This is a genomic window from Acidovorax sp. 56 (genome assembly GCF_002749705.1).
Lineage (GTDB): Bacteria > Pseudomonadota > Gammaproteobacteria > Burkholderiales > Burkholderiaceae_C > Acidovorax.
Genome location: NZ_PEEV01000001.1, coordinates 3,710,207 through 3,736,519, shown reverse-complemented (window position 1 = coordinate 3,736,519; position 26,313 = coordinate 3,710,207). Strand labels below are relative to the sequence as shown.

The following is a 26,313-nucleotide window of genomic DNA, read 5'->3' as shown; positions in this document are numbered from 1 at the left end:
CCCGCCGTGAAGCTCTCTAACCCCTTCGCCCAGCGCCTGTCCCTGCGCATCTGGCTGGCCGTGGTGGCCGGCATGGCCGTGCTGACGCTGGCCGTGGGCTGGGCCTGGCGGGTGGCGGTGGAAGAAGGCAACATGGCGCAGCCCGCACCGCATGGACGGGAATTGCTGCTGCGCAGCGCCGACGGGCAGACCGTGATGCGCGGCTATGCGGTGCGCGAGCCCGGCCCGCCGGGTGAAGGCATCGACTTCCGCATTGAAACGGACAACGGCGAGAAGTTCACCCTGGAGCTGGGGCCCAAGCCCCCGCGTGAAGACCGGCGAGGCGAGCGCGCCGATGAACGCGGCGGCGAGCGGCGGCGTGCCGTGGGCCCCCCCGGCCCACCGGGCGGCCCACCCGGAGGGGCTGACCGCGCCTTCTGGCTGCGCCCCCCGTTTGGCTTCGTCTGGATGCTGGCCATCATGGGCCTGGCGGCCGCGCTGGGCGTGTACCCCGTCATTCGCCGCCTGACCCTGCGGCTGGAGGCCTTGCAGCGCAGCGTGAAAAAGTTTGGCGAAGGCGACCTGTCAGTGCGCGTGCCCGAGACCGGGCAAGACGAGGTGGCCGACCTGGCCCGTCAGTTCAATGCGGCGGCCGCACGGGTCGAGACCCTGGTCAAGTCGCACAAGTCGCTGCTGGCCAATGCCTCGCACGAGCTGCGATCGCCCCTCACCCGCATCCGCATGGGGCTGGAGCTGATGGGCGGCGACCAGCCATCGCCCGCCTTCCGCGCCGAAATCTTGCGCAACATTGCCGAGCTGGACCAGCTGGTGGATGAAATCCTGCTGGCCAGCCGCCTGGACGCCCGCGAGGCCGATGTGGGCACCGTGGAAGAGGTGGATCTGATCGGCCTGGCCGCCGAGGAATGCGCCCGCGTGGACGCCGACCTGGACGTGAGCGCCGTGCCCGAGGGGCTGGAGGCGCACGGCATCTCCAAGCTGCTGCGCCGCGCCATCCGCAACCTGCTGGAGAACGCCCGCCGCTACAGCACGGGCGAGATCACCGTGGTGGTGCAACGCGCCGGCGGCATGGCCGAAGTGCGCGTGTGCGACCAGGGCCCCGGTGTGCCACCTGCGCAGCGCGAACGCATCTTCGAGCCGTTTTACCGCTTGCCCGGCGCCAGCGAACGCTCAGGCGGCGTGGGCCTGGGGCTGGCACTGGTGCGGTCGATTGCCGGGCGCCACAACGGCACCGTGCACTGCGAAGACCACGCAGGCGGCGGTGCCTGCTTTGTGCTGCGGCTGCCGCTGGCGCAGCCCGTTGCCGGGCCTCACACGCCATAGTGAGTTCAAAGGCCAGGGGGCTTCAAGGGCCAGCGCCACACCATGGCGGCATACAGCACGGCCCCCAGCACCAGTGCCCCGGCAGCGGCCCCCAGCCCCTGCGCAAACCCTTGCCCCTGCGTAGCGGCGCCGTGCAGCAGCCACGCCACCATGGGTGGGCCTGCAATCTGCCCCAAGCCATAGGCAGCCGTCAGCAGGCCCGTAAAGCTGTCCCCCGCCGCAGGCCACACCCGACGTGCCTCTTGCAGGGCATAAAAGGTGATGGCCGTGAAGGGCAGCCCCAGCAGCCAACTGCCTAGCGCAAACCCTGCGGCGCCGGGCCACACCAGGGTCAAGGCAATGGCGGCTGCCTGCATCAAATAGGCCCCCAGAAGCAGCCAGCGGCGGTCCCACCGCGCGGGAGTGCGTGTCGATAGCGCCGCGCCCATGGCGACACCCGCGCCAAACAGCGGCCAGAAAAAATCAGGCCAAGGCGAACCCGCAGGTAAGGCAGCGCGCGCAATCACCGGCAAAAACGTGGCCGTGACGATGTACCCCAGCCCCGCCAACCCGTAGGCCAGCGTGAGCAGGCTGCGGGCTGCCCCCCCCAGCCCGGCGGGCGCAGCCAAAGGGGCCTGCGTGCTGGCCGCGCTGGGCTGGGGCAAGCCCTGCAGCACCGGCCACACCAAGGCGGACAAGCCCACGCACAGCAAGCCAAACACAGCCCAGCCCGCCGCTGCGGGCCAGTGCCAGGCCACCATGGCGCTGGCCGACAAGCCTGTGAGCGCAATGCCCAGCCCCGGCCCACAAAAAATAAAGCCCCCGAGCGCGGGCTGCCCCAGCGCCACCAGGCGCAACATGCACCAGGCCGAGACGTTCAAAAACACCAGGGCGCTGGCCACCCCTGCGGCAAAGCGCAGTGCGGGCCAGGCCCAGGGCCATGGCAAGGCCATGCCCAGCGTCAACACCACCGTGGCCAGCAACCCCCAGCGCGCCAGCCGCGCCGCATGCCAGCGCTGGCGCGCACGCGGCGCCACCCACGGGAAGGCCATGCAGGCCAGCGCCCCTAGCAGGTAGCCCACATAGTTGGCCGTGGCCAACCAGCTGCCACCGGCCAGCGACACGACCCCGTCGCGCAGCATCATGGGCAGCAGCGGGGTAAAGGCAAAGCGGCCAATGCCCATGGCCGCCGCCAGCGCTGCCATGCCCGCCAGGGCCACGGCGTAGGGGCGGTCAAACAGGGCGACGGGGGCAGACGAAGAGGCCGAGGCAGAAGAGGACATGAGGGCAGGTTCCAGGCCACCAGAGAGCGCCTGCTGAGCAGTGGCGGCCACCTGGCGTATTATTCTGAATTGAGATTTATTTTTTATAAATCATCTCACAAAGAGAATATTCATGGACCTTGCTGCACTGGAAATCTTTCGCGCCGTCGCCGCCGAAGGCAGCGTGACCCGGGCGGCCGAGCGGCTGGGCCGCGTGCAGTCCAACGTGACCACGCGCGTTCAGCAACTGGAGGAGCAACTGGGCGCTCCGCTGTTTTTGCGCGAAGGGCGGCGCATGCTGCTGACGCCCGCGGGTGAGTCACTGCGCGGCTATGCCGACCGCCTGCTGGCGCTGGCCGAAGAGGCCCGCCAGGCGGTGCACCCCACCCACCCCAGCGGGCGCCTGCGCCTGGGCGCCATGGAAAGCACCGCCGCCGCACGCCTGCCGCAGCCCCTGGCACGGCTGCATGCGCAGTGGCCCGAGGTGGAGCTGGAGCTGACCACCGGCGCCTCTGCCCCCCTGGCAGAGCAGGTGCTGGCCCACACCCTGGACGCCGCCCTGGTGGCCTGGCCTTTGCAGGGGTTAGCGCCCGATGCCCCGCTGGAACGCACCACGGTGTACCAGGAGTCTTTGCTGCTGGCCCTGCCCGCCGACCACCCACCGGTGCACAGCCCAGCCGATCTGCAGCTGCACACGCTGGCAGCCTTCGGCACCGGCTGCACCTACCGCCACCTGGGCGAGGCCTGGATGCAGCAGGCCCCTGGCACGGCCCAATCCATAGGCACAGGCAAGCCCCCCAAGGTGCTCGAGCTGGCGTCGTACCACGCCATCCTGGCCTGCGTGGCCGCAGGCCGCTGCGCGGGCGTAGTGCCCCAGGCCGTGTGGGACCTGATGCGTGATCCCCCCGCACTGCGCCTGGTGCCGCTGCAGCACTGCGACACCGTGCTGGTGCGCCGGCGCGGCTACCAGTCGCCCGCGCTCGATGCCCTGCTGGACACCTTGTTCAGCCTGCGGCAGGGCCACGGCCCCGCCGTGCCCACCTGGATTTCCTCGACCTGAAATGGAGCCCGCACCCATGAGCTATTCACTTTTGCAGCGCCTGCCCATCACCCTGCCCATCGTCCAGGGCCCCATGACGGGAGCTGACAGCCCCGCGCTGGCCGCCGCCGTATCGGCTGCGGGCGGGCTGGGCATGCTGGGCTGCGGCATGCGCTCGCCTACCGCCATGGCCGAGGCTGCGGCCGCCGTACGGCAGCTGACGGACCGGCCCTTTGGCATGAACCTCTTTGTGCAAGCCACCCCCGCCCCCGATGCGGCCACGGTGCAGGCCGCGCTGCAGCGCCTGGCGCCGTTGTATGCCGAGCTGGGCCTCACGCCCGAGGTGCCCGCGCAGTGGTGCGAAGACTTTGGTGCCCAGCTGGACGCCCTGGTGGCGCTGCGCCCGGCGGTGGCCAGCTTCACCTTTGGCATCCTGACCGCCGCGCAAGTGGCGCGCCTGCAAGCGGTAGGCAGCCTGGTGGTGGGCACCGCCACCACGGTGGCCGAGGCCCAGGCCTGGGCGGCCGTGGGGGCCGATGCGGTGTGCGCCAGCGGCATGGAAGCCGGGGGCCACCGGGGCACGTTTTTGGGCGATTTTCAGTCGAGCCTGGTGGGCACCCTGGCGCTGGTGCCCCAGTGCGTGGATGCGCTGGACATCCCGGTGATTGCAGCGGGCGGCATCATGGACGGGCGCGGCATTGCCGCCGCCCAGGCCCTGGGCGCGCAAGCAGTGCAGATGGGCACGGCCTTTTTGACCTGCCCCGAGTCCAGCATCAGCCCCGCCTACCGCCAGGCCCTGGTGCAGGCCAAGGACACCGACACGCGGCTGACCCGCATCTTCTCAGGCCGCCCCGCGCGGGGCATCGTCAACCCCATGATGCAAGCCATGGCGGCCGACGAGGCGAATGTGCCGGCCTACCCCGTGCAAAACGCGCTGACCGGCGCCCTGCGCCGCGCCGCAGCCGCCCAGGGCCGCTCCAGCCATTTGTCGCTGTGGGCTGGCCAGGGGGTGGCAGCGGTGCGGCCCCAGCCTGCAGCCCAGCTGGTGGCAACACTGGCCGACGAATGGCGGGCGGCTTGCAGGCAGCTCAGCGCAGCCACCGCGCACTGAGCACGCTGCCGAGAGAAAGACCGAAGGCGCACGGGGCGCAAGGCCGCAGCCTGCGTGCCCCTGCCTACAATCGGCCCGAACCCCGATTGCCCATGCCCCACATCATCGCCAACCCTTTCACGCTGACGGAGTTTTTGCTCGACAGCCTGCCCCCCGCGCAACGGGCCGGTGTGCTGACGCACCCCAAGCGCATCAAGGGCGTGGCCTATTCACTGCTGAAGGCGCTGGACGCGTGGTGCCCGTTTCGGCTGCCGGGGTTTCGCCCATTTCCTGAGGCTTACCTGCAGGCGCTGCAGGCCATTCCTGAGCAAGCGCCGGTGCTGATCTTCGGGATCGAGAACATCAAGGACCTGCGCATTCTGCGCAAGTACCTGCGCACCCGGCGCATCGCGGTGTTCACCTGGAACCCGGTCATCGACTACCAACAAAACCACCGGGTGCGGCAGTTGCACATCCAGCAGCTCAAAGGGCTGGGGTTTCACATCTTCACGTTCGACCCGGGCGATGCGCAGCGCTACGGCCTCACGCTCACGCAGCAGGTGTACCGGTCTGTCGAGGGTTTGCGCCAACCCCTGCCCGAGGCGTTTGACATCTACTTTCTGGGGCAGGACAAGCACCGTTTCGAGACCCTGCGCACGCTGGCCGAGCAATGGCACAGCCTGGGCCTGCGCACCTGCCTGCGCATGGTGCCCGAGCCGGGCCAAACCTACGCTCCGGTGCCCGGCCTGGAAGTGCTGGCGCACAGCATCGACTACCCCAGCAACATCGACAGCATCAACCGCGCCCGCTGCCTGCTGGAGATCACCCAGGCCAACCAGAGCGGGCTGACGGTGCGCTGCCTGGAGGCGCTGTTCTTTGACAAAAAGCTCATCACCAACAACCCATGCGTGCGCACGCTGCCGTTTTACAACCCCGCGCGCTTTTTCATCCTGGGGCAGGATGACCCCCAGGCCCTCCCTGCGTTCTTGCAAGCCCCCATGCCGCCGCTGCCCCCTGGGGCCTTGCAGCCGTACGACTTTGCACACTGGGTGCAGCAGTTCGACCACATCACAGCCCCAGCGCGGGCCTGACGGGCCAATCAGGCCGGCACACCAGCCTGCGCCTTGGCGCACGGCCGCAGCGGCGCCGTCAGCACCAGCACCAGGCCAAAGCTGTAGGCCAGCCCTTCGTTGGCCAGCCAGATGCCGCTGTGCGTGAGGCTGCCCACGCAGGCCACCCCCACGAAGGCAAAAGCCACGGCGCGGTCCAGCCGCTCCATGCGTGCGGCTTGCCACAGGGCGGCAGCAAACACGGCCGCAAAGGCCAGCAGCCCCGGAATCCCGTGCTCGATCATGAAAAACAAGAACTGGTTGTGCGGATGGAACGAGCCCGCCGCGCACCACTCAGGCGTGGTGGCAATGCGGCAAAACTCGCCGTGGTAGGCACCCGTGCCCCAGCCCAACCAGGGCTTTTGCCAGAACAGATCCAGCCCATAGTGCAGGAAATACAGGCGCGGCCCGATGGAGGTCGTGGTCTCTGGCACCTCGCCCAGCTCTTTCAGGCCCAGTGCCACACGCGGAACAATGGTGGGTGACAGCAGCACGGCGCCCGCCAGCAGCACGGCGACCAGTGCCAGGGCCATCCACCACCGGCGCACCGGCACCAGCGCCAAGACAAAGGCCAGCACGGCCACCGCCGTGGCCACATAGCCCGTGCGCCCGTAGAGCAGCTGGGTGTTGCACACAAAGGCCAGCGCTGCCACGGCCAGCCAGGCCCCCCGCTGCCAAGCCACGTTGGCGCGCAGCGCCAAGTACAGGCCGCGCAGCATCAGCAGAGCCATCAGCACGCTTTGGGTGATGTAGTCCTTGAACACAGAATGGTCGCCGCCCCAGCCCAGCGTCTGGGCGCGTGACCAGGGCAGCCGCCACCAGATGCTGAGGTAACTGCTCGCCAACGTGAACAGGGCGGCGACAGTGAAAGCCGTCCAGCAGCGCTCGCGGGTTTTCTCATCCTGCGCCAGCAGCGAGATGGCGATGACCATGAGCAGCAGCTTGTCGTACTTGAGCCAGTGGTCCAGCACCACGCGCCAGGGGGCGGTGGTGTACACAGCCCCCAGCAAAATGATGGCGTACAGGGCCAGCAATGGGAGGGAGACGGCATTGCCGCGGGCAGCATCCCAACGCTGGCGCCAGTCGCCCGCCAGCAACCAGGCAAGCACCAGGCACAGCAGCGAGATGTTGGCCCCCGCAAGCGTCCACGGGATGGAAAAGAAGGCTGCGATGGCGCTGAAAACAGCCGCCGAGCGCAGGAAAACGTGGGGATACTGCATAGACCTTGTCGCCACAACGGCAACAACATTGACACCAGGCCAGCACATCACTGGTGCCCAGGCCGCGATAATTAGAGCCTCACATTATCCATTGCACGGCGGCAGCCCCTGCGCCTGCGTGCTTCGCGCCCATGCCCCAACCTATCGTTCACACCATGCACTGGGACAACATCCCCAGTGTCATCCTGCAAAAGCAGCGTGAAGTTTTTGCCGCCCTGGACGTTCCGCTGCAGCAGGAATCTGCGCACCGCATCCCCCATGGCACCTGGATGAACAGCGTGGTGGAGCGCATGGCATCCGACGACATCGTCATCTTTTGCGACATTGACGCCTTCCCGCTCAAGCGCTCGGCCTACGACCTGGCCGTGGCCCACGCAGAGCAAGGCGCCATCTTTGGCCTGTCGCAGTTTTCCAACCACAAGAAAACCACCGAGACCTATGCAGGCCCCATGTTCATGGCGTTTCGCAAAAGCGTGTGGGAGCGGCTGGGGAGCCCCGACCTCAAATCATCGTCGGCCTTTGACGCGGCCGAAGGCCTGTCGGCCCTGGCGCGCGAACAGGGCGTGCCGCTGGTGCTGCACAAGCCCACCTCCACACTGATTTCCAAGTTTGCACTGGGCAACGAAGGGGTGTTTGGCATTGGCACCTTCTACGGCGACAACGACTTCTTTCACCTGTTCGAGTCGCGCGAGCCCGCGTACGAGCAACTGCTGGTGGCCGTGGCCGACGACGCCATCGCACAGCGCCCATTGCAATTTGCCCGCTACCTGGAAGCGGCCATTGCCCTGCAACAAGGCACCCCGGTGAAAAAGAAACGCCGCTGGTGGCGCCGCCTGCTGGGCTGAGCGCACCCATGAGCCTGCCCATCGTCTTCATCAACCTGGACCGCGACGCCGAGCGCCGCACGCGGCTGCTGGCCGCATTGCAGTCCATCGACATGCCCAGCGAGCGCTTTCCTGCGGTGTGGTGGGCCGACGTGCCCCCCGAAAAAACCAGCCGCTGGTACAGCGACGCCTTGAATGCACGCCAGTACTACAAGCCCCTGCGCAATGGCGAAAAGGGCTGCTACGCCAGCCACATCGGCGCCTGGCAACAACTGCTGGCCAGCGACGCGCCCGCGCTGGTGGTGCTGGAGGACGACGTGCGCCTGACGCCCCAGTTTGCCGAAGTAGTGAACGCCATCGCTGCCCTGCCGGAGCCCTGGGACATGGTGAAACTGCTGGGCCGCGACCGCGAGAAGGTGCGATCCGAACGACCCTTGGTGCCAGGCACTACGCTGGTGGACTACAGCCGCGTGCCCAGCATGACGGCAGGCTATGTGGTCAGCCGCGCCGGGGCCGCCAAGCTGCTGGCCCACCGCCAACCCTTTGGCAGGCCGATCGATGTGGACCTGCGCTTTTGGTGGGAATGCGATCAGCTGCGCATCCTGGGTGTTTCGCCCTCGGCCATTGCCCTGGACGACACCAGCGAGGTCAGCAGCATCTGGGACACCCGCGACACCCTCACCCCCGGCCAGCGCTGGCGCAAGTTCACGATGAAGCTGGCACTGACCGTGGGCAATGCCTGGCACCGCCGTCGTCTGCCCAAGCTCTGAGGTCCTGCCTCAGGGAGTCCCAAGCGCATGCACGCGCTCCAGCAGTTGCTGGTAGCGGGTGTGCATCTTTGCCAGGCTGTACTCCTGCACGGCCTGCGCCCGTGCCGCTTCGCCCAGGCGGGCTGCGCGGGCCGGGTCGGCCAGCAAACCCGCCAGCGCCTGCGCCAAGGCGGGGGCATCGCCCTCAGGCACCAGCAGGCCGGTGCGGCCGGACTGCATCACGCCACGCACCCCCACCACATCCGAGGCCACACAGGCGCAGCCTGCGGCCATGCCTTCGACCAGGGCCAGGGGCATTCCCTCGTAGTGGGTGGCAAGCACAAAAATCTGGTGTTGCATCAGGCGCTGGGGCAGGTCGGCCACCGAGCCCAAAAAGTGCACCTGTTCGGCCACACCACGCTGCGCCGCCAAGGCGCGCATGCGCTTTTGAATGCCTGCCTTGCCGCCGCCGGCCAGGTACACCGGGGCAGTCACGCCCTGGGCCTTGAGCAAGGCCGCAGCTTCAATCAGGGTGGCATGGTCCTTCTGGCGGGCAAAGCGGGCCGCCATCACGATGCCGGGCGCGCGCTCGGCAAAGGGCACCAGGGCCGACTCGGGGAACCGATCCAGGTCAATGCCGTTGGGAATGGCCACACAGCGCTCTGCCGGAAAGCCGCGCGCCACCAGTTGCTCGCGCACGCCTTCGGACACGCCCACCGTGGCCGCCGTGCGCTCGGCCAACCACAGCGCCTGCTTCAAGCGCCAGCGCGTGTAGCGCTCGCGGGAGTTGTGCTCCACATGCACCAGGCGGGGCACCTTGGCCCACAGGCCTGCGTAGCGCCCCCAAAGGTGTTCGCTGTAGCCATGGGCAACCAGGATGTCAGGGCGCCACTGCTGCGCCAGCGCGCGCAGGGCCCACACCGTGGCGAAATGGGTCCAGCCGGGCACCACGCGCACGTCCAGGCCCTGGGCACGCAAGGCGTCCACCTTGTCCGGCAGCGTGGTGCGGCGTTTGCGGCGCAGCACCAGCACCACGTCCTGCCCCGCACTGCGGGCGGCCAAGCACAGGTCTACCGCCACCTGGGTGGCGCCAGAGAACCCGCCGGTGACGAAATGCATCACCCGCATGGCGCCCCCGGCAGCCGGCTGCGCCGCTGCAAGCTCAGTGCCCTGCGCGAACGACTTCGCCCGCCTTCAGGCGATACACCGTGCCGCAATAGGGGCACTTGCCCTCGCCGTGGTGGGCCACGTCCAGGTACACCTTGGGGTGGCTGTTCCAGAGCTTCATGTCGGCCTTGGGGTTGGGGCAGAACACGCCGCCTTGGGCGTTCAGATCCTTGGCCAGAACTTCAATAACTGCTTGCGACATGATCAAACCTTGGTGAGCCAGTGGGCGTATTGGGGGTTGCGGCCGTTGACGATGTCAAAGAACGCAGTTTGGATTTTTTCGGTGATGGGGCCACGGCTGCCCACGTAGCTGCCCTTGCCCAGCTCAATGCGGTCCAGCTCGCGGATGGGCGTGACTTCGGCCGCCGTGCCGGTGAAGAAGGCTTCATCGGCGATGTACACCTCGTCGCGCGTGATGCGCTTTTGCACGATCTCCAGGCCCAGGTCCTTGGCGATATGAAAGACGGTGTTGCGGGTGATGCCGTTCAGGGCACCGGCCGACAGGTCGGGCGTGTAGATCACGCCGTTCTTGACCACGAAGATGTTCTCGCCCGCGCCTTCGGACACGAAGCCCGAGCTGTCGAGCAGCAGCGCTTCGTCGTAGCCCTCATCGGTGGCTTCCATGTTGGCCAGGATGGAGTTGGTGTAGTTGCTCACCGCCTTGGCCTGCGTCATGGTGATGTTGACGTGGTGGCGCGTGTAGCTGCTGGTCTTGACGCGGATGCCGCGCTTCATGCCCTCTTCGCCCAGGTATGCGCCCCAGGCCCAGGCGGCCACCATCAGGTGGATGGTGTTGCCCTTGGGGCTGACGCCCAGCTTTTTGTCGCCAATCCAGGTCAGGGGGCGGATGTAGCCGGATTCGAGCTTGTTTTCGCGGATGACCGCTTTTTGCGCCTCGTTCACCTCTTCCTGGGTGAACGGGATCTTCATGCGCAGGATCTTGGCGCTGTTGAACAGACGCTCGGTGTGCTCCTGCAGGCGGAAGATCGCCGGGCCATTGACGGTGTTGTAGGCGCGCACGCCTTCAAAGGCGCCGCAACCGTAGTGCAGGGTGTGGGTCAGCACATGGATCTTGGCGTCGCGCCAATCGACCATTTGGCCGTCCATCCAGATTTTGCCGTCACGGTCGGCCATCGAGGGAACTACGGGGCTCATGGGTGTCCTTTGTGGGTTGCTGTGGTTGAGCAAGCCCCTGATTTTACGGGCGGCAGCAGGGGCCGCGCACGCAAAACCAGCCCACCCCGGCCAGGGCCTTATTCAGCGGCGGTGGGTTCCTGCGCTTGCGGCCGCTCCAGCGTCCACTTTTGCAGGCGGCCCTTGGCAAATTCACAGGTCACATGCGACTGCGTGCCGTCGGTCCAGCGGTAGATCTCCGGATCGGTGTCCGCGGGCGAGAGGCGCTCGCCCAGCGACTGGGTCATGGCCATCACGTGCATCAGGTTCACGCCGGACTTGAGCCGGGCATTGAGCATGACCGCACTGCCCACATACCCAATAGGGCGCTTGGCGGCCTTGCGCATCACATTCATCAACCGGGTGAAATGCAGCAGCGCCCACATGACCAAGCCGCCCGCCACAGCCGCCACACCGGGCCAGCCTGCAGAGGCATAACCCACCAGCACCAATCCGATCACCCCGATGGGGACAAAAATATTGCGCAAATTCATGGGCGCCATTGTCGTATGCCCAGGCCATGCCCCTGCTGCGGAGAGTGCGTACAGGGCGCCGCGACCATGTCGCTCCCTGGTCGCGGTTGCCCCGCCGTTCGCACTCACCCCAATCAGACCAGGCCACGCACCACGTTCATGGCCTCTTCCACCCGCTCTACGGCGTGGATGGTGAGACCCTCGATGGGCTTCTTGGGCGCGTTGGCCTTGGGCACCACGGCCACGCTGAAGCCCAGCTTGGCGGCCTCCTTCAAGCGCTCTTGCCCACGCGGGGCGGGGCGCACTTCACCGGCCAGCCCCACTTCACCAAAGGCCAAAAAGCCCCGGGGCAGCGCCTTACCCCGCAGGCTGCTCGTGATGGACAGCATGACCGCGAGGTCGGCTGCAGGCTCGCTGATGCGCACGCCGCCCACCGCGTTCACAAACACATCCTGGTCCATGCAGGCCACGCCCGCGTGGCGGTGCAGCACGGCCAGCAGCATGGCCAGGCGGTCCTTGTCCAGGCCCACCGACAGGCGGCGCGGGCTGGGCCCGCCGCTGTCCACCAGCGCCTGGATCTCGACCAGCATGGGGCGCGTGCCTTCCAGCGTCACCATCACGCAGCTGCCCGGTACGGGATCGCTGTGCTGGCTCAAAAAGATGGCGCTCGGGTTGCTCACGCCCTTGAGGCCCTTTTCGGTCATGGCGAACACGCCGATCTCGTTCACAGCACCAAAGCGGTTCTTGATGGCGCGCACCAGGCGGAACTGGCTGTGCGTGTCGCCCTCGAAGTACAGCACCGTGTCCACCATGTGCTCCAGCACACGCGGCCCGGCCAGCGCGCCTTCCTTGGTCACATGGCCCACCAAAATCACGGCGATGCCCGTGCCTTTGGCCATGCGCGTGAGGTGCGCCGCGCATTCGCGCACCTGGGCGACCGAGCCCGGAGCGCTGGTGAGCTGGTCGGAATAGGTCGTCTGGATGGAGTCGATGACGACCACGGACGGTTGCGTGGCCTCGACCGTCGCCAGAATTTTTTCGAGCTGGATCTCGGCCAGCAGCTGCACCTGGCTGCCCTCAATGCCCAGGCGCCGCGAGCGCAGCGCCACCTGGGCGCCGCTTTCCTCACCCGTCACATACAGGGTGGGCAGGCCTGCGCGCTGCAGCGCGTCCATGGCCTGCAGCAGCAGGGTTGATTTGCCAATGCCCGGATCGCCCCCAATGAGCACCACGCCGCCTTCCACAATGCCGCCGCCCAGCACACGGTCCAGCTCATCGATGCCGCTGGGGGTGCGCGCCACGTCCTGGGCCTCGATGGCGGCCAGTGGCGTCACAGCCTGCGCGTTGGCCAGACCGGCATAGCCTTGCGGCGTGCTCAGGCGGTTTTTGCCAGCGCCCGCCTCTGCCACGGTTTCCACCAGCGTGTTCCAGGCGCCGCAGGACGGGCATTTGCCCAGCCAGCGCGGGCTGGTGCCGCCGCATTCGGAGCAGGTGAAGGTGGTTTTGTCTTTGGCCATGGAAGGTATCGGTAAGGAGCCCCAAGCGGGGGCAGCCGACTATAGCGGCCGCGCCTGCACGCAACCGCCACAGCCCGTACGATGGCGGGCTTGGCACCGCATGGAGTTGACATTGCAGACACCCATCAACCGTTTCAAACAGGCCATGGCCCAAGGCCAGGCGCAGATCGGCCTGTGGCTCGGGTTGGCCGACGCCTACAGCGCAGAAATCCTCGCGGGCACCGGCTACGACTGGCTGCTGGTGGACGGCGAACACGCGCCCAACGATGTGCGCAGCATCCTGCACCAGCTGCAGGCCATTGCCAGCGCGGCCAGCGCCCTGCCACCCGGCGCACAAGCGCCCCACCCCATCGCCCGCGTGCCCGTGGGCGACACCGCACTCATCAAGCAGTACCTGGACCTGGGCGCACAGACGCTGCTGGTGCCCATGGTGGACACCCCCGAGCAGGCCCAGGAGCTGGTGCGCGCCACGCGCTATGCGCCCGAAGGCGTGCGCGGCATGGGCAGCGCCCTGGCCCGCTCATCGCGCTGGCAGGCCTACCCTCAGTATGTGCACGAGGCCAACCAGCAGGTCTGCCTGCTGGTACAGGCCGAGACGGTGCAGGCCATGGGCTACCTCGATGCCATCGCGGCGACACCCGGTGTGGACGGCGTCTTCATCGGCCCGGCCGACCTGTCTGCCTCCATGGGCCACCCTGGCAACCCGGGGCACCCTGACGTGCAGGCCGCCATCCACGACGGCATCACGCGGATCCTGCGCGCGGGCAAGGCACCGGGCATTCTGGCCACCACCGAAGCGCAGGCGCGCCAGTGGCTGGCCGCTGGCGCGCTGTTTGTGGCCGTGGGGGTCGACACCATGCTGCTGGCCAGCGCCGCCCAGGATTTGCTGGCACGCTTTCGCACAGCAACCACCACCCCGGTTGCCCGCCCAGCGGGCTATTGATACCGCCACGCATTCAAAACACAACGCAAGACAAAGGCTCTATCACCATGAAAGCATGTATTTACGGCGCCGGCGCCATTGGCGGCTGGATGGGCATGGCACTGGCGCAGGCGGGCTGCCAGCTCAGCCTGGTGGCCCGCGGCGCCACGCTGGCGGCTTTGCAGGCCGAGGGCTTGCGCCTGCGGCGCCCTGATGGATCGGTGGCGCAAACGGCCGTGACCGCCCACGCCGACCCCGCCGCGCTGGGCGTGCAAGACCTGGTCGTGCTGGCCGTCAAGGCGCCCGGCCTGCCCGATGTGGCGCGCGCCATCGCCCCGCTGATCGGGCCGGAAACCATCGTGCTCACCGCCATGAACGGCGTGCCCTGGTGGTTTCTGGACGGGTTTGGGGGCGCCGCCGAAGGGCACGCGCTCCAGTCTGTGGACGCTGGCGGCGTGATCGCCAGCGCCATTCCCGCGCGCAACGTGGTGGGCAGCGTGGTGCACACCAGCTGCTCGCTGGAAGCCCCGGGTTTCGTCAGGCAGCACTTTGGCAACCGCCTGATCGTGGGCGAGCCCGATGGCAGCCAGAGCGCCCGCCTGCAGGCCCTGGTGGCCATGCTGCAGCGCGGCGGCATCGACGCGGAAGCCTCAGGCTGCATCCAGAAAGACATCTGGTTCAAGCTGTGGGGCAACCTGACCATGAACCCCATCAGCGCCCTCACCGGCGCCACCACCGACCGCATCCTGGACGACGACCTGGTGCGCGGCTTTGTCAGCGCCGTGATGCTCGAAGCCAAGGCCATTGGCGACAAGCTGGGCCTGCCGATTGACCAGCAACCCGAAGACCGCCACGCCGTCACCCGCAAGCTGGGCGCGTTCAAGACCTCGATGCTGCAGGACGTGGAGGCGAACAAGCCCATGGAGATCGACGCCCTGGTGGGCGCCGTGCGCGAGCTGGGGCAGATCACCGGCACCCCCACGCCCCACACCGACGCCCTGCTGGGCCTGGTGCGGCTGATGGCGCGCACACGCGGCCTGTATTGACTGATTTTTAAACCAAAAATAGCCTCTAGCGCTTTTCCATAAAGCGCCAGCAGCTATCAACTCAATAGCAAACCATGACCACACTCACGCTCTATTACACCCCTGGCACCTGCGCACAAGCAGTGCGCATTGCGCTGGAAGAAGCCCAAGCCCCGCACCAACTGGTGCGCGTGGACTTTGCCGCGGGCCAGCAGCGCACGCCCGAGTACCTCGCCATCAACCCCAAAGGCCGCGTGCCTGCCCTGGTCACGCCCCAAGGCACCTTGACCGAAACGCCCGCGCTGCTGGCCTATGTGGCGCAGAGCTTTCCCGAAGCGCAGCTGGCGCCCACCGATGCCTACGGCTTTGCGCGCCTGCAAGAGTTCCACAGCTACCTCGCATCCACCGTGCACATCGCCCACGCCCACCGCCCCCGCGCCAGCCGCTGGGCCGACGAGCCCGAGGCCCAGGCCGCGATGCAGCGCAAGGTGGCGCAGAACATGATCGACTGCTTCAACCTCATCGAAACCCACTATCTGGGCGATGGCCCGTGGGTGATGGGCGAGCAGTACACCGTGGCCGACGGCTATCTGTTCACCATCGGCACCTGGCTGCAAAGCGATGGGGTGGACATTGCCCAATTCCCCAAGGTGCACGCCCACACACAGCGCGTGTTGCAGCGCCCCGCCGTGCAGCGCGCACTGGCTTAAAGCATCCGTCCATCGGCACAAAAAAAGCCCCGGTGCTTGGGCAGCCCCGGGGCTTTTTTCTTGGTTGGGGTCTGCTCCTACCTACCCACCGTTCACGCTGAGGTTCTATGGTTCCCGTCAAGCTCTGCCAGCGACCAGCGCGGGATCGAACAGAGCTTGCTGCTTGAACAGTGAGAAAGCCACACGCAAGAGCTTACGGGCAAGCACGACAAGTGCAGCGGTCGTGCTCAAGCCTTTGTCACGCTGAGCACAGTAAAACCCGTTCCAGGTCTTTGTGCGCGCCGCCGACATGGCCGCTGCGTACATCAAACGCCTTGTCTCCGGCCAGCCCCTCTTGGACAAGCGCCTTTGCCCCGTCTTCTTGCCAGAGTCATTGGGGCGCGGGTCAAGCCCGGTGAATGCGATCACAGCATCCGCACTGCGTGTTTGCAAACGCCCAAACAGCATTACCAGCAGCGACCCACAGACCAGGCCTAGGCCGGGCACAGACGTGATGCATTTGAACGTTTCTTGGCTTGCGGGATCGGCCTGAACGGTGCTGGCGAGTTGCTCGTCGATATGTTCGATGGCTTGCTGCAGAGCTGCCAGCACCGGCTCGTCCAGGCGCGCCAGGTCTTTGCTGTGGTTGCCCGCCTGCGCCAATGCACTGCGCTGGCGCACCAGAGTTGCCCGGTGGGCCAAGAGCTCGCGCAACACGGCTTGGCAAGCGGTGGGTGGCTGCCATTGGCGCAGTTGCGCATGTTCGTGGCAGATATAGCGGGCCAGCACGAGCGCATCCATCCGATCGGTCTTACCGCGCTGGCCAACGGACTGGGCGTAGCGGCGTGCATCCAGGGGATTGAGGACATAGACATGCAGGCCTGCGGCGTGCGCTGCCAGCGCAAGCGGCACGTGGTAGCGGCCGGTGGACTCCAGCGCCAGTACGCTTGCAGGGCGCAACGTGCGCAGCAGCAGGGCAATGCCCTGGGGTGTATTGGCAAAACGGCGCACGCTGGCTTGGCCCTGCACGGCCACGTCCAGATGGGCGCTGGCGACATCCACGCCGACAAACTCAGTAGCTTGTTGAGGGTTCATCGCTCAAAATACGAGCGCCGGGATGTGTCCTGCTGTCGGCGTGAGCTTGCAAGAATTGACGATCGGTGCTGCCAAGCGCAGCTTGCCCTCGTCAGGTTCCTTATCGACGCTCGGCGCAGGGATGGGGTAATGACTCAGTAGGTCGGTCAGTTGGATCTGAAGCAACTGCCGATGCCTGTCGATGTCCCTGCATCCCGGCTCCTCGCCCTTTCTTACTGGTTGGTTGATGGGAGCTAAACCATACAAGCCTGTCGAAGCGAGGCGCATGGCTAGGGCAGGCTCAGCCCGAACGGGCGATGGTGGGACAGGGCAGCAGACCCAAAGGCGGCCCGGTCGCCCAGGCCCCTCACCCATCAATTCACCTTCAAATAGCGCCAGTCAATGCGGTTGTCGGCGCGGTGAATGATGTCCACCTTCTTCGTGGCAGCCCAAGGGATTACCTGGTTGTACAGCGGGATGTGCGAGACCAGCTCATGCTCCTTGATCAGCGCTTGCTCGATCAGCTGGTTGCGCGTGGTGGCATCGGTTTCCTTCTTCACGCGCTCGACCAGGGCGTCGATTTGCGGATCAGAGAAACGGCCCAGGTTGAAGTTGCCATCGCCGCCCGCACCCGTCGTGCGCACCAGCGACTGCAGGCTGTAGAACGCATCGAAAGTGGGCACGCCCCAGCCCAGCAGGTAGATGCTGGCTTCGTTGCGCTGGATCATCGGGAAATAGGTGGCAAACGGCAGCGAGCGCAGCTTGGCCTTCACGCCCACCTTGGCCCACTGCGAGGTGATGGCCTGGCACAGCTGTTCGTCGTTGATGTAGCGGCCTGCGCTACAGGCAAAGTCCACTTCAAACCCGTTGGGGTAGCCCGCATCGGCCAGCAGCTTTTGTGCGGCCTTGGCGTCGTAGGGGTAGCGCACATCGGCTTTCTTGCTCCAGCCATTGACCTGGTTGGCAATCAGCGTGCCCGTGGGCTGCGCCAGGCCGCGCAGCACCACGCGCTGGATGGACTGGATGTCGATCGCCTGGTACAGCGCCTTGCGCACGCGCAGGTCCTTGAGCGGGTTCTTGCCCTTCACGTCCGAGCCAGGCAGCTCGTCACGAAACTGGTCCAGGCCCAGGAAGATGGTGCGGTACTCAGGCCCTTCCAGCACCTGCAAATTGGGCGTCTGCTTGATGCGCGAGAGGTCTTGCAGGCTGGGGTCGATCACAAAATCCACCTCACCCGACAGCAACGCCGCCGTGCGCGTGGCGTCGGCCTTGATGGGGGTGTAGACGATCTCGGTCAGGTTGGTGGGGTACTTGCCCTTGCCCCACCAATTGGGGTTGGGCTCCAGCACCACGCGCTGGTCGGGTGCCCACTGCTTGAGTTGGTAAGGGCCGGTGCCCAGCGCGTTGCGGTGGGCAAAGTTTTCGTCCTTGGTCTTGATGTCCTTGGGCTCGACCGACTTGTTCTTTTCGGCCCAGGCCTTGCTCATGATGCGCAGCTCGGTGAGCTGGTTCACCAGCACCGGGTTGGGCAGGTCGGAGTGGATGTCGATGGTGTAGGCATCGACCTTTTCCACGCGGTCAATGCCCTGGGTGTAGACAGCGAAGTTGGAGCTTTTGGCCTTGGCCCGCTCCAGCGAGAACTTGGCATCGTCGGCCGTGAACTCGCTGCCATCGCTGAACTTGACGCCCTTGCGCAGCGTCAGGCGCAGTTGGGTGGGCTTGATGAGCTTCCACTCGGTGGCGAGCGACGGCTCTGGCTTGAAGGTCTTGCTGTTGTATTCGACCAGCGTGTCGTACACCGCGCCGTGCATGGTGTTGTTCACACCCACGTTCTGGGTGTGGATGTCCCAGGTGGAAATATCTACCGAGCGAGACCAACGGAAAGTAGCGGCCTGCGCCGCCAGGGGCAAGGCCGTGGCCACGGCAGCCGCCAGCAAAAGGGTTTTGAAACGCATGGGGAATCACTCCAGATCAGTCAATTCCCCCACTATGAACCAAACCGCTGCGCGATGTAACGAACTTATCGTTCTTAGCTTAGAGCCATCGCAAATGCCAGCGCCATCATGCAAGCCGCGGTGACCCCATCGAGCACCCGCCACGCCTGGGGCGAGGCAAACAGCGGGGCCAGCCAGCGGGCGCCAAAGCCAATGGCGGTGAACCACAGGGCACTCGCCAACGCCCCCCCTGTGGCAAAGGCGGCCCGCCCCCACATGGGGTAAGGGCTTGCCATGGTGCCCAGCAACACCACGGTGTCCAGGTACACATGGGGGTTGAGCCAGGTCAATGCCAGCAGCGTGAGCACCGTGCTGCGCAGCGGGTTGCCCGGCCCGCCCGCTGCCACCAGCAACTGGCCTGGCCGCAGCGCCCGTGCACCTGCCTGCACCGCGTACGCGAGCAAGAAGGCCGCACCCGCCCAGCGCATCCATTGCCCCCACTCGGGCCGCGCCAGCAGCACACCGCCCATGCCCCACACCCCAGCCTGCAGCAGCACCGCGTCGGACAAAGCGCACAGCACCACCACGGGCAGCACATGCTCGCGGCGCAAGCCCTGGCGCAGCACAAACGCGTTTTGCGCGCCAATGGCCATGATCAGCATGGCGGTGGAACTGAAGCCGTGGACAAAAGCAGTGGTGGTCATGGCGTTGGATTTTCGGCATTCCACACCAGTCACGCCAGCTATACTTTTTAACGATCCGTCAGAATAGCTAACCACCTATGCAACTCGACTCCGCCCAGCTCAACGCCTTTGCTACGGTCATCGACGAGGGCAGCTTTGAGCGCGCGGCCGCCGTGCTGCATGTCACGCGCTCGGCGGTGTCGCAGCGCATCAAACTGCTGGAAGAGCGCGTGGGCCAGGTGCTGGTGCGCCGCGCCACGCCCTGCACCCCCACCGATGCAGGGCAGGCCCTGTACCGCCACGCCCGCGAGGTGGCCTTGAGCGAGGCCGACGCGCTGGCCACCATTGGCGGCGGCCAGCGCAGCGCCACGCGCCTGGCCATCGGCGTCAATGCCGACTCGCTGGCCACCTGGTTCCCGGCCGCGATGGCGCAGGCGGCCGAGGGCCAGCCCATCACCTTCGACATCCATGTGGAAGACCAGGACCACTCGGCCAACCTGCTGCGCGAAGGCCGCGTGATGGCCGCCGTGACGGCCGACCCCCAGCCCGTGCAGGGCTGCAAGGTGCTGCCCCTGGGCACCCTGCGTTACCGCGCGCTGGCCAGCCCGGCCTTCATGCGGCGGCACTTTGCAACGGGCGTGACGGCCGCCACCCTGGCGCTGGCGCCCATGCTGGTGTTCAATCGCAAAGACGCATTGCAAGAGCGCTTTGTGCGCCGCATCACCCGCCGCGCCCTCACACCGCCCGTGCACTGGCTGCCCGAGGCGCATGCCTTCGTCAAAGCAACCGAGGCCGGTCTGGGCTGGGGCATGACGCCAGACCCCATGGTGGAGAGCCACCTGCGCGCGGGCACGCTGGTCGAGCTGATTCCGGGCAAGCCCGTGGACGTGGCGCTGTACTGGCAATACTGGCGGCTGAACGTACAAGCCCTGGCGCACATGACCGCCGCCGTGCAGGCCCAGGCGCGCAGTGCGCTGCCTGCACGCTGATAGGTTCAGCCTCCCTGCCGCTTCAGGCCGTCAGGTTCTCGTGGTGGTCGGCCTCGCCGCGCTTCCAATACGCAGCGATGCGCATGCGCTTGGCGTCCACACCCGGCTTGGCAGCCAGCACGCCACGCAGCGTGGCCATCTCACTGTGCTCGCCCGCCGCCCAGATATAGCCAGGGCCTGCGGGCACCGCCAGCGCCTGCGCAGCCTCGGTCAGCGAATCCACCCAGGCCACGTCCAGCTGCGCCGCCGATGCCAGCGTGCGCTGGTCTTGCGGGTTGCGCAGCTGCACGCGCACCACGGCGCGGGTGGTGGCAGGCAGCTCGGCCAGGCGGCGGGCCATGGCGGGCAGCGCGGTTTCATCGCCCAGCAGCCAGTGCCAGTCAAACCCCACCGGAATCACCAGGCTGCCACGCGGCCCCGCAATGCCCGCCCACTGGCCCACCTGCACAGCGGCCGCCCAGTCCGATGCAGGCCCGGCATCGTGCAAAGCCACCTCGATATCGAGCGTGCACTGCGCCGCATCAAAGTGGGCTGGGGTGTAGTCGCGCAGCACCGGGCGCGGCCCGGTGAACTGGGGCCGCCCATCCACCAACTCGGGCAGGCTGGCGCGCTCTTGCCCCGGCACGGGCAGGATGAGCTTCACATGGTCGTCAAACCCGGCGCTCGCAAAGTCGGCCATGTCGGGGCCTGCCAGCGTCAGCCGCACAAAGCCGGGGCTGATTTGCGTGCGGCGCACCACCTGCACATGCCGCCCCTTGAGGGCGTGGCGCACACGCTGCACGGCCAATGGGTCGGCCACATTGGCGGTGGCCGGGGTGGAAGAAGTCACAGAGGGATCAGAATGCTGGGTCACGATTTAAAATTGTTGATTAAGTCAACCAAATATCATGCATTTGGTTGACTTTGTCAACAACAAAGCCATGTCCACGAACCGCCCCGCCCAGATTTTTGAAGCCATGCACGACCTGGTGCATGTGTACCGCGCCCGCATGATGGAGGGGGTGGCCGCCATCCACCCCGAGCTGACGCACAACGAGGTGCGCGCCCTCATGTTCGTGGGCCGCCACCCCGGTGCCACGCAAAAAGAACTGGTGCAACACGCCAGCGCCGACAAGGCCCAGATCGCCCGCCTGGTGGCCCTGCTGCTGGACAAAGGCTGGCTGCAATGCGCCCCGCACGAGCACGACAAACGCAGCCGCTGCCTGCACCTGAGCCCCCAGGGCCAGGCCCTGTTCAACGCCGTGCGCCAGGCCCGCAGCACCCTGGCCGCCGACCTGCTCCAGCACGTGCCCGCCGCATCGCAAGCCCAGTTGCTGGACCTGCTGGAGCAGTTGCGGGGGCAGTTGGGGCGAGCGTGAGCCGCGCGATGTTCTAAACCAAGATCAATGGGCCCTCAACCAGCCGCCTCATGGGGAATTTGTACAAGCTATGCTGCCATCAAGGTAACAGTTTGCACACAATCCGCATGGAATCAGTGACAGCGACCGAACTCCGGACCATCCTCCACTCGAAACGGGCCAACATCTACTACCTGGAGCACTGTCGCGTGCTGGTGAATGGTGGCCGTGTGGAATACGTTACAGACGCAGGCAAACGTCAGCTGTACTGGAACATTCCCATCGCCAACACCACCAGCATCCTGCTGGGCACGGGCACCTCCATCACCCAGGCGGCGATGCGAGAGCTGGCCAAAGCCGGTGTGCTGGTGGGCTTTTGCGGTGGCGGCGGCACACCACTGTTTGCCGCCAACGAGATGGATGTGGAAGTGGCCTGGCTCTCGCCCCAAAGCGAGTACCGCCCCACCGAATACCTGCAAGCGTGGGTGCGCTTCTGGTTTGACGATGAACTGCGGCTGGCGGCCGCCAAGCAACTGCAACTGCAGCGTCTGAACTGGCTACCCGCCCAATGGACCACCCGGGCACTGCGCGAAGCGGGGTTTAACGTCCCCACCGATGCAGTGCAGGCGCTGGTGGCCCAGTTCAAGCCCATGGTAGCCAACGCGCCCGACATCACCGCCATGCTCACCGACGAAGCCCGGCTGACCAAGGCGCTGTACAAGCTGGCGGTGCAGACCTGCGGCTATGGCGACTTCACCCGCGCCAAGCGCGGCAGTGGCACCGATGCTGCTAACCGTTTTCTGGACCACGGCAACTACCTGGCCTATGGCCTGGGGGCCACCGCCACCTGGGTGCTGGGTCTGCCACACGGGCTGGCCGTGCTGCATGGCAAAACGCGGCGCGGTGGGCTGGTGTTTGATGCAGCGGATCTGGTCAAAGACGCCATCATCGTGCCGCAGGCCTTTGTGTCCGCCATGCGCGGTGATGACGAGCAGCAGTTTCGCCGCCAGTGCATCGAGGCCTTGACTCGCAGTGAAGCGCTGGACTTCATGATCGACCAGCTCAAAGCCATAGCTATCGACACCGCTCGGCTGGCGCAGCAGACAGACACGGCACCGGACACGAAACCTGACATGGCACCTGCCACAGCCTCCGGCACCGAGGGCTCTGCATGAATGTGCTGTTTGTCTCGCAATGCTCCAAGCGCGCACTGACGGAAACCCGCCGCATCCTCGACCAGTTTGCAGAGCGGCGCGGTGAGCGCACCTGGCAAACGCCCATCACCCAGGCCGGGCTGGACACCGTGCGCAAGCTGCTGCGCCAGACAGCCCGCAAGAACACCGCCGTGGCCTGCCACTGGATTCGCGGGCGCGACCACAGCGAACTGCTGTGGGTTGTGGGCGATGCAAGCCAGTTCAACGACCAGGGCGCCGTGCCCACCAACACCACAGCCAGCAACGTACTGCGCGCAGGCGACGAAAACGCCTGGCACCACCTGCCGCTGATGACGACCCTGGCTGCACTCGCCGCCCTGCTGCACGACCTGGGCAAGGCCACGCAGGCGTTTCAAGACAAGCTCAGGAACCCTGGCCTGCGCGAGCGCAACCACTACCGGCATGAGTGGGTGTCGGTACGGCTGTTCCAGGCCTTCGTGGGCCAGGACGATGACGCTGGCTGGCTGCAACGGCTGGCGGCGTATGCCGACGCAGACACCGATGCGCAGGCGTTGGAGGCAGCGTGGCTGGACCATGCAGGTGGGCGGCTGCTGCGCGATGGGCTGGATGAGCCTCAGGCCAAGCAGCACTTGCCATTCGCACACCTGCCGCCGCTGGCCCAGGCGGTGGCTTGGCTGGTGTTCACCCACCACCGCCTGCCCTGCATGCCCGTCAAGCAGTCGCAAGGCATGGAGGCTGAAGACTTGGAGGACGCCCGGCATACCTACCGCCGCTTTGGCGCGCGGCCCAGCTTCATCAACACCAGCGATCTGGACGACGTGCTGCTGCGCATCAGCGCCGACTGGAACGAACCCCGTGAAAGCGTGCCGGCCTCAACACTCGCCGCCCACTGGCACTTCCCGCACGGGCTGCCCGTCACCCAGCCCGCCTGGCGCAAGCAGGCCGCTCGCTATGCACGCAAGCTGCTGGAGTTGTCGCAAACCGCCGGACAAGGCACGGTGCTGCACGATCCCTTTGCCATGCACGTTGCGCGCCTGTGCCTCATGCTGGCGGACCACCATTACTCCAGCCTCACTGACACCACGGCACGCGCCCCGCACCTCAACCAAGGCTACCCGCTCTACGCCAACACCCGCAGCAATCACTATCAAAACAATAGCTGCTCGCGCTTGACAGATAAGCGCAAGAGCCCACTTTTCAATCAAACACTGGACGAACACCTGCTGGGCGTGCAGGCCCACGCCACGCTGGTGGCTCGCTCTCTGCCCAGCCTCACCCGCAGCCTGCCCGCGCTCAAAAGCCACAAGCCCCTCAAAAAGCGCAGCGCAGACCCACGCTTTGCCTGGCAAGACAAGGCTGCAGACCTGGCCGCCAGCGTGCGCACCCGCGCAGCGCAGCAGGGTGCCTTCATCGTCAACATGGCCTCCACCGGCTGCGGCAAAACATTAGGCAATGCCCGGGTGATGAACGCACTGGCCGACCCGGCCACCGGACTGCGCTGCGCCTTTGCCATGGGGCTGCGCACGCTCACGCTGCAAACCGGGCGCGTGTTCCAGAACGACCTGCAGCTGAATGACGAGCAACTGGCCATCCAGGTCGGCGGTGCGGCCAGCCGGGCACTGTTTGAATACTGGGAACAGCAGGCCGAAGCCACGGGCTCGGCATCCAGCCAGGCGCTGCTGGACGAAGCGGGCACCGTACTCTTTGAGGGCAACGACCAGCACCCGCTACTCCAGCGCCTGACCGACGACGCCAAAGCCCGCGCGCTGATTGCCGCGCCCCTGCTAGTGTGCACCGTAGACCACCTCACCCCTGCCACCGAAAGCCTGCGCGGCGGCCGCCAGATTGCGCCCATGCTGCGCCTGCTGACCAGCGACCTGGTGCTGGACGAGCCCGACGACTTTGACATGGCCGACCTGCCCGCCCTCACCCGGCTGGTGCACTGGGCGGGCCTGCTGGGCAGCCGCGTGCTGCTCTCATCGGCCACGCTGCCGCCTGCGCTGGTGGAAGGGCTGTTTCTGGCCTACCGTGCCGGGCGCGCCGTGTACCAGCGCCACCGCAGCGAACGGCCCAGCGAGCCTGTGAACATCTGCTGCCTGTGGATCGACGAATTCCACCAGACCACGCAAGACTGCGCAGATGGAGCCGCCTTCCGCGAAGCGCACACCCAGTACGTGCACAAGCGTGTTGCCAAGCTGAAGCAGGCCGAGGTGCGGCGACTCGCGCAGATTGCTCCCCTGCCCGACACCTGGCACAGCATGCAAGAAGCCGAACGCCGCAAAGACTTTGCCCGCCTGGTGCTGGGACAAGCTTGGCAACTGCACCAGCAGCCCCACAACCATAGCGCCGATGCCAGCGGAAAGCGCGTGAGCCTGGGCCTCATCCGCATGGCCAACATTGCCCCGCTGTACGACGTGGCGCTGGCCATGTACGCGCCAGACGCACTGCCGCCCGCGCTGCAAGGCCAGGTCCGCATTCACCTGTGCGTGTACCACTCGCAGTTCCCGCTGCTGCTGCGCTCGGCCATCGAGCAGCAACTGGACACCTTGCTCAACCGCCGGGGTGCCAAAGACGGGCACGACCCCGCGCTGCACCGCCCCGCCCTGCGCGCCCTCATTGACACCCACCCCGAGCCCCATCACCTGTTCATCGTGCTGGGCAGCCCCGTGACCGAAGTGGGCCGCGACCACGACTATGACTGGGCCGTAGTCGAGCCCTCGTCCATGCGCTCGCTCATCCAGCTGGCCGGGCGCGTGCGGCGGCATCGGCCTGGGGCTGTGGGCGGTGTGAACATGGTGGTGCTGGACAGCAACCTGCGGCACTTCAAAGACAAGAGCAAAGCGGCGTTTTGCAAACCAGGCTTTGAAATGGACCCACAGCCGCCAGGGTCGAGCGACGCTGCACAGAACTTCTACCTGCACAGCCATAACCTGAGCCAACTGATGACGCGTTTGGTCAAAGACGCTGAACCGTGGGCGGTGGATGCCCAACCGCGCATTGAGGCTGCCACTGCGCAATACCACCCACGCCGCCATTGGGCCGACCTGGAACACGAGCGCATGCGAGACGCCATGTTGCAGCGCTCTCCGGCCAGCAAATACACCACTGCCCCAGAGCGCGCGGCCTTCCTGCATTGGGCGCACCCCGGTCAGCTGTGGCTCACCGGCCTGCTGCCGCAGGTCCAGAGCTTTCGCTACGACCCACTACCACGCGACGATGTGGCCCTGCTGCCGGACGAGGAGGAAGAAACGCTGTTGCTGCACCGCGTGCAGGACGGGGAGCGGCGCTACGAAAAGCTCTATGTGCCCATCCACCAAAGCCTGTGCCACCCGGTGCCCCCAGCGCAACTGGCATCACCCAGCGTGTCGCCCTGGCCGCAGTTGGGTTTGATGGAGGAACTGGCTGCACTGGCAGATGCGCAGGGCTTGCCGCTGGAGCAATGTGCAGAACGCTATGCCACCGCCAGCCTGCCTGAATCGCAGGCAGGCTGGCGGTGGCACGAACAACTAGGTTTCAACAAGAAGGAGGCGTCTTGATGACAGAGAGGTACCGAAGACATAACC

The 26,313-nt window shown here is 66.4% G+C and carries 25 protein-coding genes; 13 read left to right on the top strand and 12 right to left on the bottom strand.

The annotated features are described in order from the left end of the window. The first annotated feature begins 6 nt into the window (after positions 1–6). A complete protein-coding gene (locus CLU88_RS16500) occupies positions 7–1,320 on the top strand; it encodes an ATP-binding protein (RefSeq protein WP_099657517.1) in 1,314 nt (437 codons plus the stop codon). A gap of 5 nt (positions 1,321–1,325) precedes the next feature. Here CLU88_RS16500 and CLU88_RS16495 read toward each other — a convergent pair whose 3' ends face one another. Next, complete coding sequence (locus tag CLU88_RS16495) at positions 1,326–2,582, bottom strand: YbfB/YjiJ family MFS transporter (protein ID WP_099658956.1); 1,257 nt, start codon at positions 2,580–2,582, stop codon at positions 1,326–1,328. Positions 2,583–2,694: 112 nt separating this feature from the next. Between CLU88_RS16495 and CLU88_RS16490 the strand changes: the two genes are divergently transcribed. The 3 genes from CLU88_RS16490 (at position 2,695) to CLU88_RS16480 (ending at position 5,781) form a co-directional block, all read left to right on the top strand. Continuing rightward, positions 2,695–3,621: a LysR family transcriptional regulator gene (locus tag CLU88_RS16490; RefSeq protein WP_099657516.1), complete on the top strand. Its 927-nt coding sequence runs from the start codon at positions 2,695–2,697 to the stop codon at positions 3,619–3,621. A gap of 16 nt (positions 3,622–3,637) precedes the next feature. Further along, on the top strand, positions 3,638–4,711 hold the full coding sequence (locus CLU88_RS16485; protein WP_099658955.1) for a nitronate monooxygenase family protein: 1,074 nt from the start codon (positions 3,638–3,640) through the stop codon (positions 4,709–4,711). Positions 4,712–4,803: 92 nt separating this feature from the next. Continuing rightward, positions 4,804–5,781 (top strand): hypothetical protein, encoded by a 978-nt coding sequence (locus tag CLU88_RS16480; protein ID WP_099657515.1) that lies wholly within the window; start codon positions 4,804–4,806, stop codon positions 5,779–5,781. An 8-nt stretch (positions 5,782–5,789) separates the two neighbouring features. Here the strand turns inward: CLU88_RS16480 and CLU88_RS16475 are convergent, their stop codons facing one another. After that, positions 5,790–7,019, bottom strand: coding sequence for an O-antigen ligase (locus tag CLU88_RS16475; RefSeq protein ID WP_158235618.1), 1,230 nt, complete (start codon positions 7,017–7,019; stop codon positions 5,790–5,792). 155 nt (positions 7,020–7,174) lie between these two features. Between CLU88_RS16475 and CLU88_RS16470 the strand changes: the two genes are divergently transcribed. Both CLU88_RS16470 and CLU88_RS16465 read left to right on the top strand, forming a co-directional pair. Continuing rightward, entirely contained in the window at positions 7,175–7,864 is a 690-nt protein-coding gene (locus tag CLU88_RS16470; protein WP_099657513.1) for a hypothetical protein, read from the top strand. 8 nt (positions 7,865–7,872) lie between these two features. Then, a complete protein-coding gene (locus CLU88_RS16465) occupies positions 7,873–8,613 on the top strand; it encodes a glycosyltransferase family 25 protein (RefSeq protein WP_099658954.1) in 741 nt (246 codons plus the stop codon). Positions 8,614–8,622: 9 nt separating this feature from the next. Here the strand turns inward: CLU88_RS16465 and CLU88_RS16460 are convergent, their stop codons facing one another. From CLU88_RS16460 to radA, 5 genes are all read right to left on the bottom strand, one after another. Next, positions 8,623–9,720 (bottom strand): glycosyltransferase, encoded by a 1,098-nt coding sequence (locus tag CLU88_RS16460; RefSeq protein WP_099657512.1) that lies wholly within the window; start codon positions 9,718–9,720, stop codon positions 8,623–8,625. 34 nt (positions 9,721–9,754) lie between these two features. Next, positions 9,755–9,961, bottom strand: a complete 207-nt coding sequence (locus CLU88_RS16455) for a zinc-finger domain-containing protein (RefSeq protein ID WP_099657511.1) — start codon at positions 9,959–9,961, stop codon at positions 9,755–9,757. A gap of 2 nt (positions 9,962–9,963) precedes the next feature. Continuing rightward, positions 9,964–10,914 carry a branched-chain amino acid transaminase gene (locus CLU88_RS16450; RefSeq protein ID WP_099657510.1) on the bottom strand — a complete coding sequence of 317 codons (951 nt, stop codon included), beginning with the start codon at positions 10,912–10,914 and terminating at the stop codon, positions 9,964–9,966. A 98-nt stretch (positions 10,915–11,012) separates the two neighbouring features. Next, positions 11,013–11,426 carry a glycerate kinase gene (locus CLU88_RS16445; protein ID WP_099658953.1) on the bottom strand — a complete coding sequence of 138 codons (414 nt, stop codon included), beginning with the start codon at positions 11,424–11,426 and terminating at the stop codon, positions 11,013–11,015. 113 nt (positions 11,427–11,539) lie between these two features. Beyond that, positions 11,540–12,922, bottom strand: coding sequence for a DNA repair protein RadA (gene radA, locus CLU88_RS16440; RefSeq protein WP_099657509.1), 1,383 nt, complete (start codon positions 12,920–12,922; stop codon positions 11,540–11,542). Between the two features lie 112 nt (positions 12,923–13,034). Between radA and hpaI the strand changes: the two genes are divergently transcribed. From hpaI to CLU88_RS16425, 3 genes are all read left to right on the top strand, one after another. Next, entirely contained in the window at positions 13,035–13,865 is an 831-nt protein-coding gene (gene hpaI / locus CLU88_RS16435; protein ID WP_099658952.1) for a 4-hydroxy-2-oxoheptanedioate aldolase, read from the top strand. A 47-nt stretch (positions 13,866–13,912) separates the two neighbouring features. Next, the gene (locus CLU88_RS16430; protein WP_099657508.1) at positions 13,913–14,890 is read left to right on the top strand and encodes a 2-dehydropantoate 2-reductase; all 978 of its coding nucleotides are present in this window, start codon (positions 13,913–13,915) and stop codon (positions 14,888–14,890) included. A 74-nt stretch (positions 14,891–14,964) separates the two neighbouring features. Further along, a complete protein-coding gene (locus CLU88_RS16425) occupies positions 14,965–15,579 on the top strand; it encodes a glutathione S-transferase family protein (RefSeq protein ID WP_099657507.1) in 615 nt (204 codons plus the stop codon). 117 nt (positions 15,580–15,696) lie between these two features. Here CLU88_RS16425 and CLU88_RS16420 read toward each other — a convergent pair whose 3' ends face one another. From CLU88_RS16420 to CLU88_RS16410, 4 genes are all read right to left on the bottom strand, one after another. Beyond that, a complete protein-coding gene (locus CLU88_RS16420) occupies positions 15,697–16,653 on the bottom strand; it encodes an IS110 family transposase (RefSeq protein WP_099657506.1) in 957 nt (318 codons plus the stop codon). Between the two features lie 3 nt (positions 16,654–16,656). Further along, positions 16,657–16,920: a hypothetical protein gene (locus CLU88_RS23010; protein WP_158235617.1), complete on the bottom strand. Its 264-nt coding sequence runs from the start codon at positions 16,918–16,920 to the stop codon at positions 16,657–16,659. 86 nt (positions 16,921–17,006) lie between these two features. Then, positions 17,007–18,587, bottom strand: coding sequence for an ABC transporter substrate-binding protein (locus CLU88_RS16415; RefSeq protein ID WP_099657505.1), 1,581 nt, complete (start codon positions 18,585–18,587; stop codon positions 17,007–17,009). Between the two features lie 74 nt (positions 18,588–18,661). Further along, complete coding sequence (locus CLU88_RS16410) at positions 18,662–19,270, bottom strand: LysE/ArgO family amino acid transporter (RefSeq protein ID WP_099657504.1); 609 nt, start codon at positions 19,268–19,270, stop codon at positions 18,662–18,664. A gap of 77 nt (positions 19,271–19,347) precedes the next feature. On the opposite strand from CLU88_RS16410, the gene CLU88_RS16405 reads away from it, so the two are divergent. Beyond that, the gene (locus CLU88_RS16405; RefSeq protein WP_099657503.1) at positions 19,348–20,238 is read left to right on the top strand and encodes a LysR family transcriptional regulator ArgP; all 891 of its coding nucleotides are present in this window, start codon (positions 19,348–19,350) and stop codon (positions 20,236–20,238) included. Positions 20,239–20,260: 22 nt separating this feature from the next. On the opposite strand, the gene CLU88_RS16400 is transcribed toward CLU88_RS16405, so the two are convergent. Next, on the bottom strand, positions 20,261–21,067 hold the full coding sequence (locus tag CLU88_RS16400; RefSeq protein WP_099657502.1) for a siderophore-interacting protein: 807 nt from the start codon (positions 21,065–21,067) through the stop codon (positions 20,261–20,263). A 91-nt stretch (positions 21,068–21,158) separates the two neighbouring features. Here CLU88_RS16400 and CLU88_RS16395 point away from each other — a divergent pair, with 91 nt between their 5' ends. The 3 genes from CLU88_RS16395 (at position 21,159) to cas3f (ending at position 26,286) form a co-directional block, all read left to right on the top strand. Next, the gene (locus CLU88_RS16395; RefSeq protein ID WP_099658951.1) at positions 21,159–21,596 is read left to right on the top strand and encodes a MarR family winged helix-turn-helix transcriptional regulator; all 438 of its coding nucleotides are present in this window, start codon (positions 21,159–21,161) and stop codon (positions 21,594–21,596) included. Positions 21,597–21,703: 107 nt separating this feature from the next. After that, on the top strand, positions 21,704–22,750 hold the full coding sequence (gene cas1f, locus CLU88_RS16390) for a type I-F CRISPR-associated endonuclease Cas1f (RefSeq protein WP_099657501.1): 1,047 nt from the start codon (positions 21,704–21,706) through the stop codon (positions 22,748–22,750). Next, positions 22,747–26,286 carry a type I-F CRISPR-associated helicase Cas3f gene (gene cas3f / locus CLU88_RS16385; protein WP_099657500.1) on the top strand — a complete coding sequence of 1,180 codons (3,540 nt, stop codon included), beginning with the start codon at positions 22,747–22,749 and terminating at the stop codon, positions 26,284–26,286. Before cas1f ends, cas3f begins: the two co-directional genes overlap by 4 nt. The last annotated feature ends 27 nt before the right edge of the window (positions 26,287–26,313 follow it).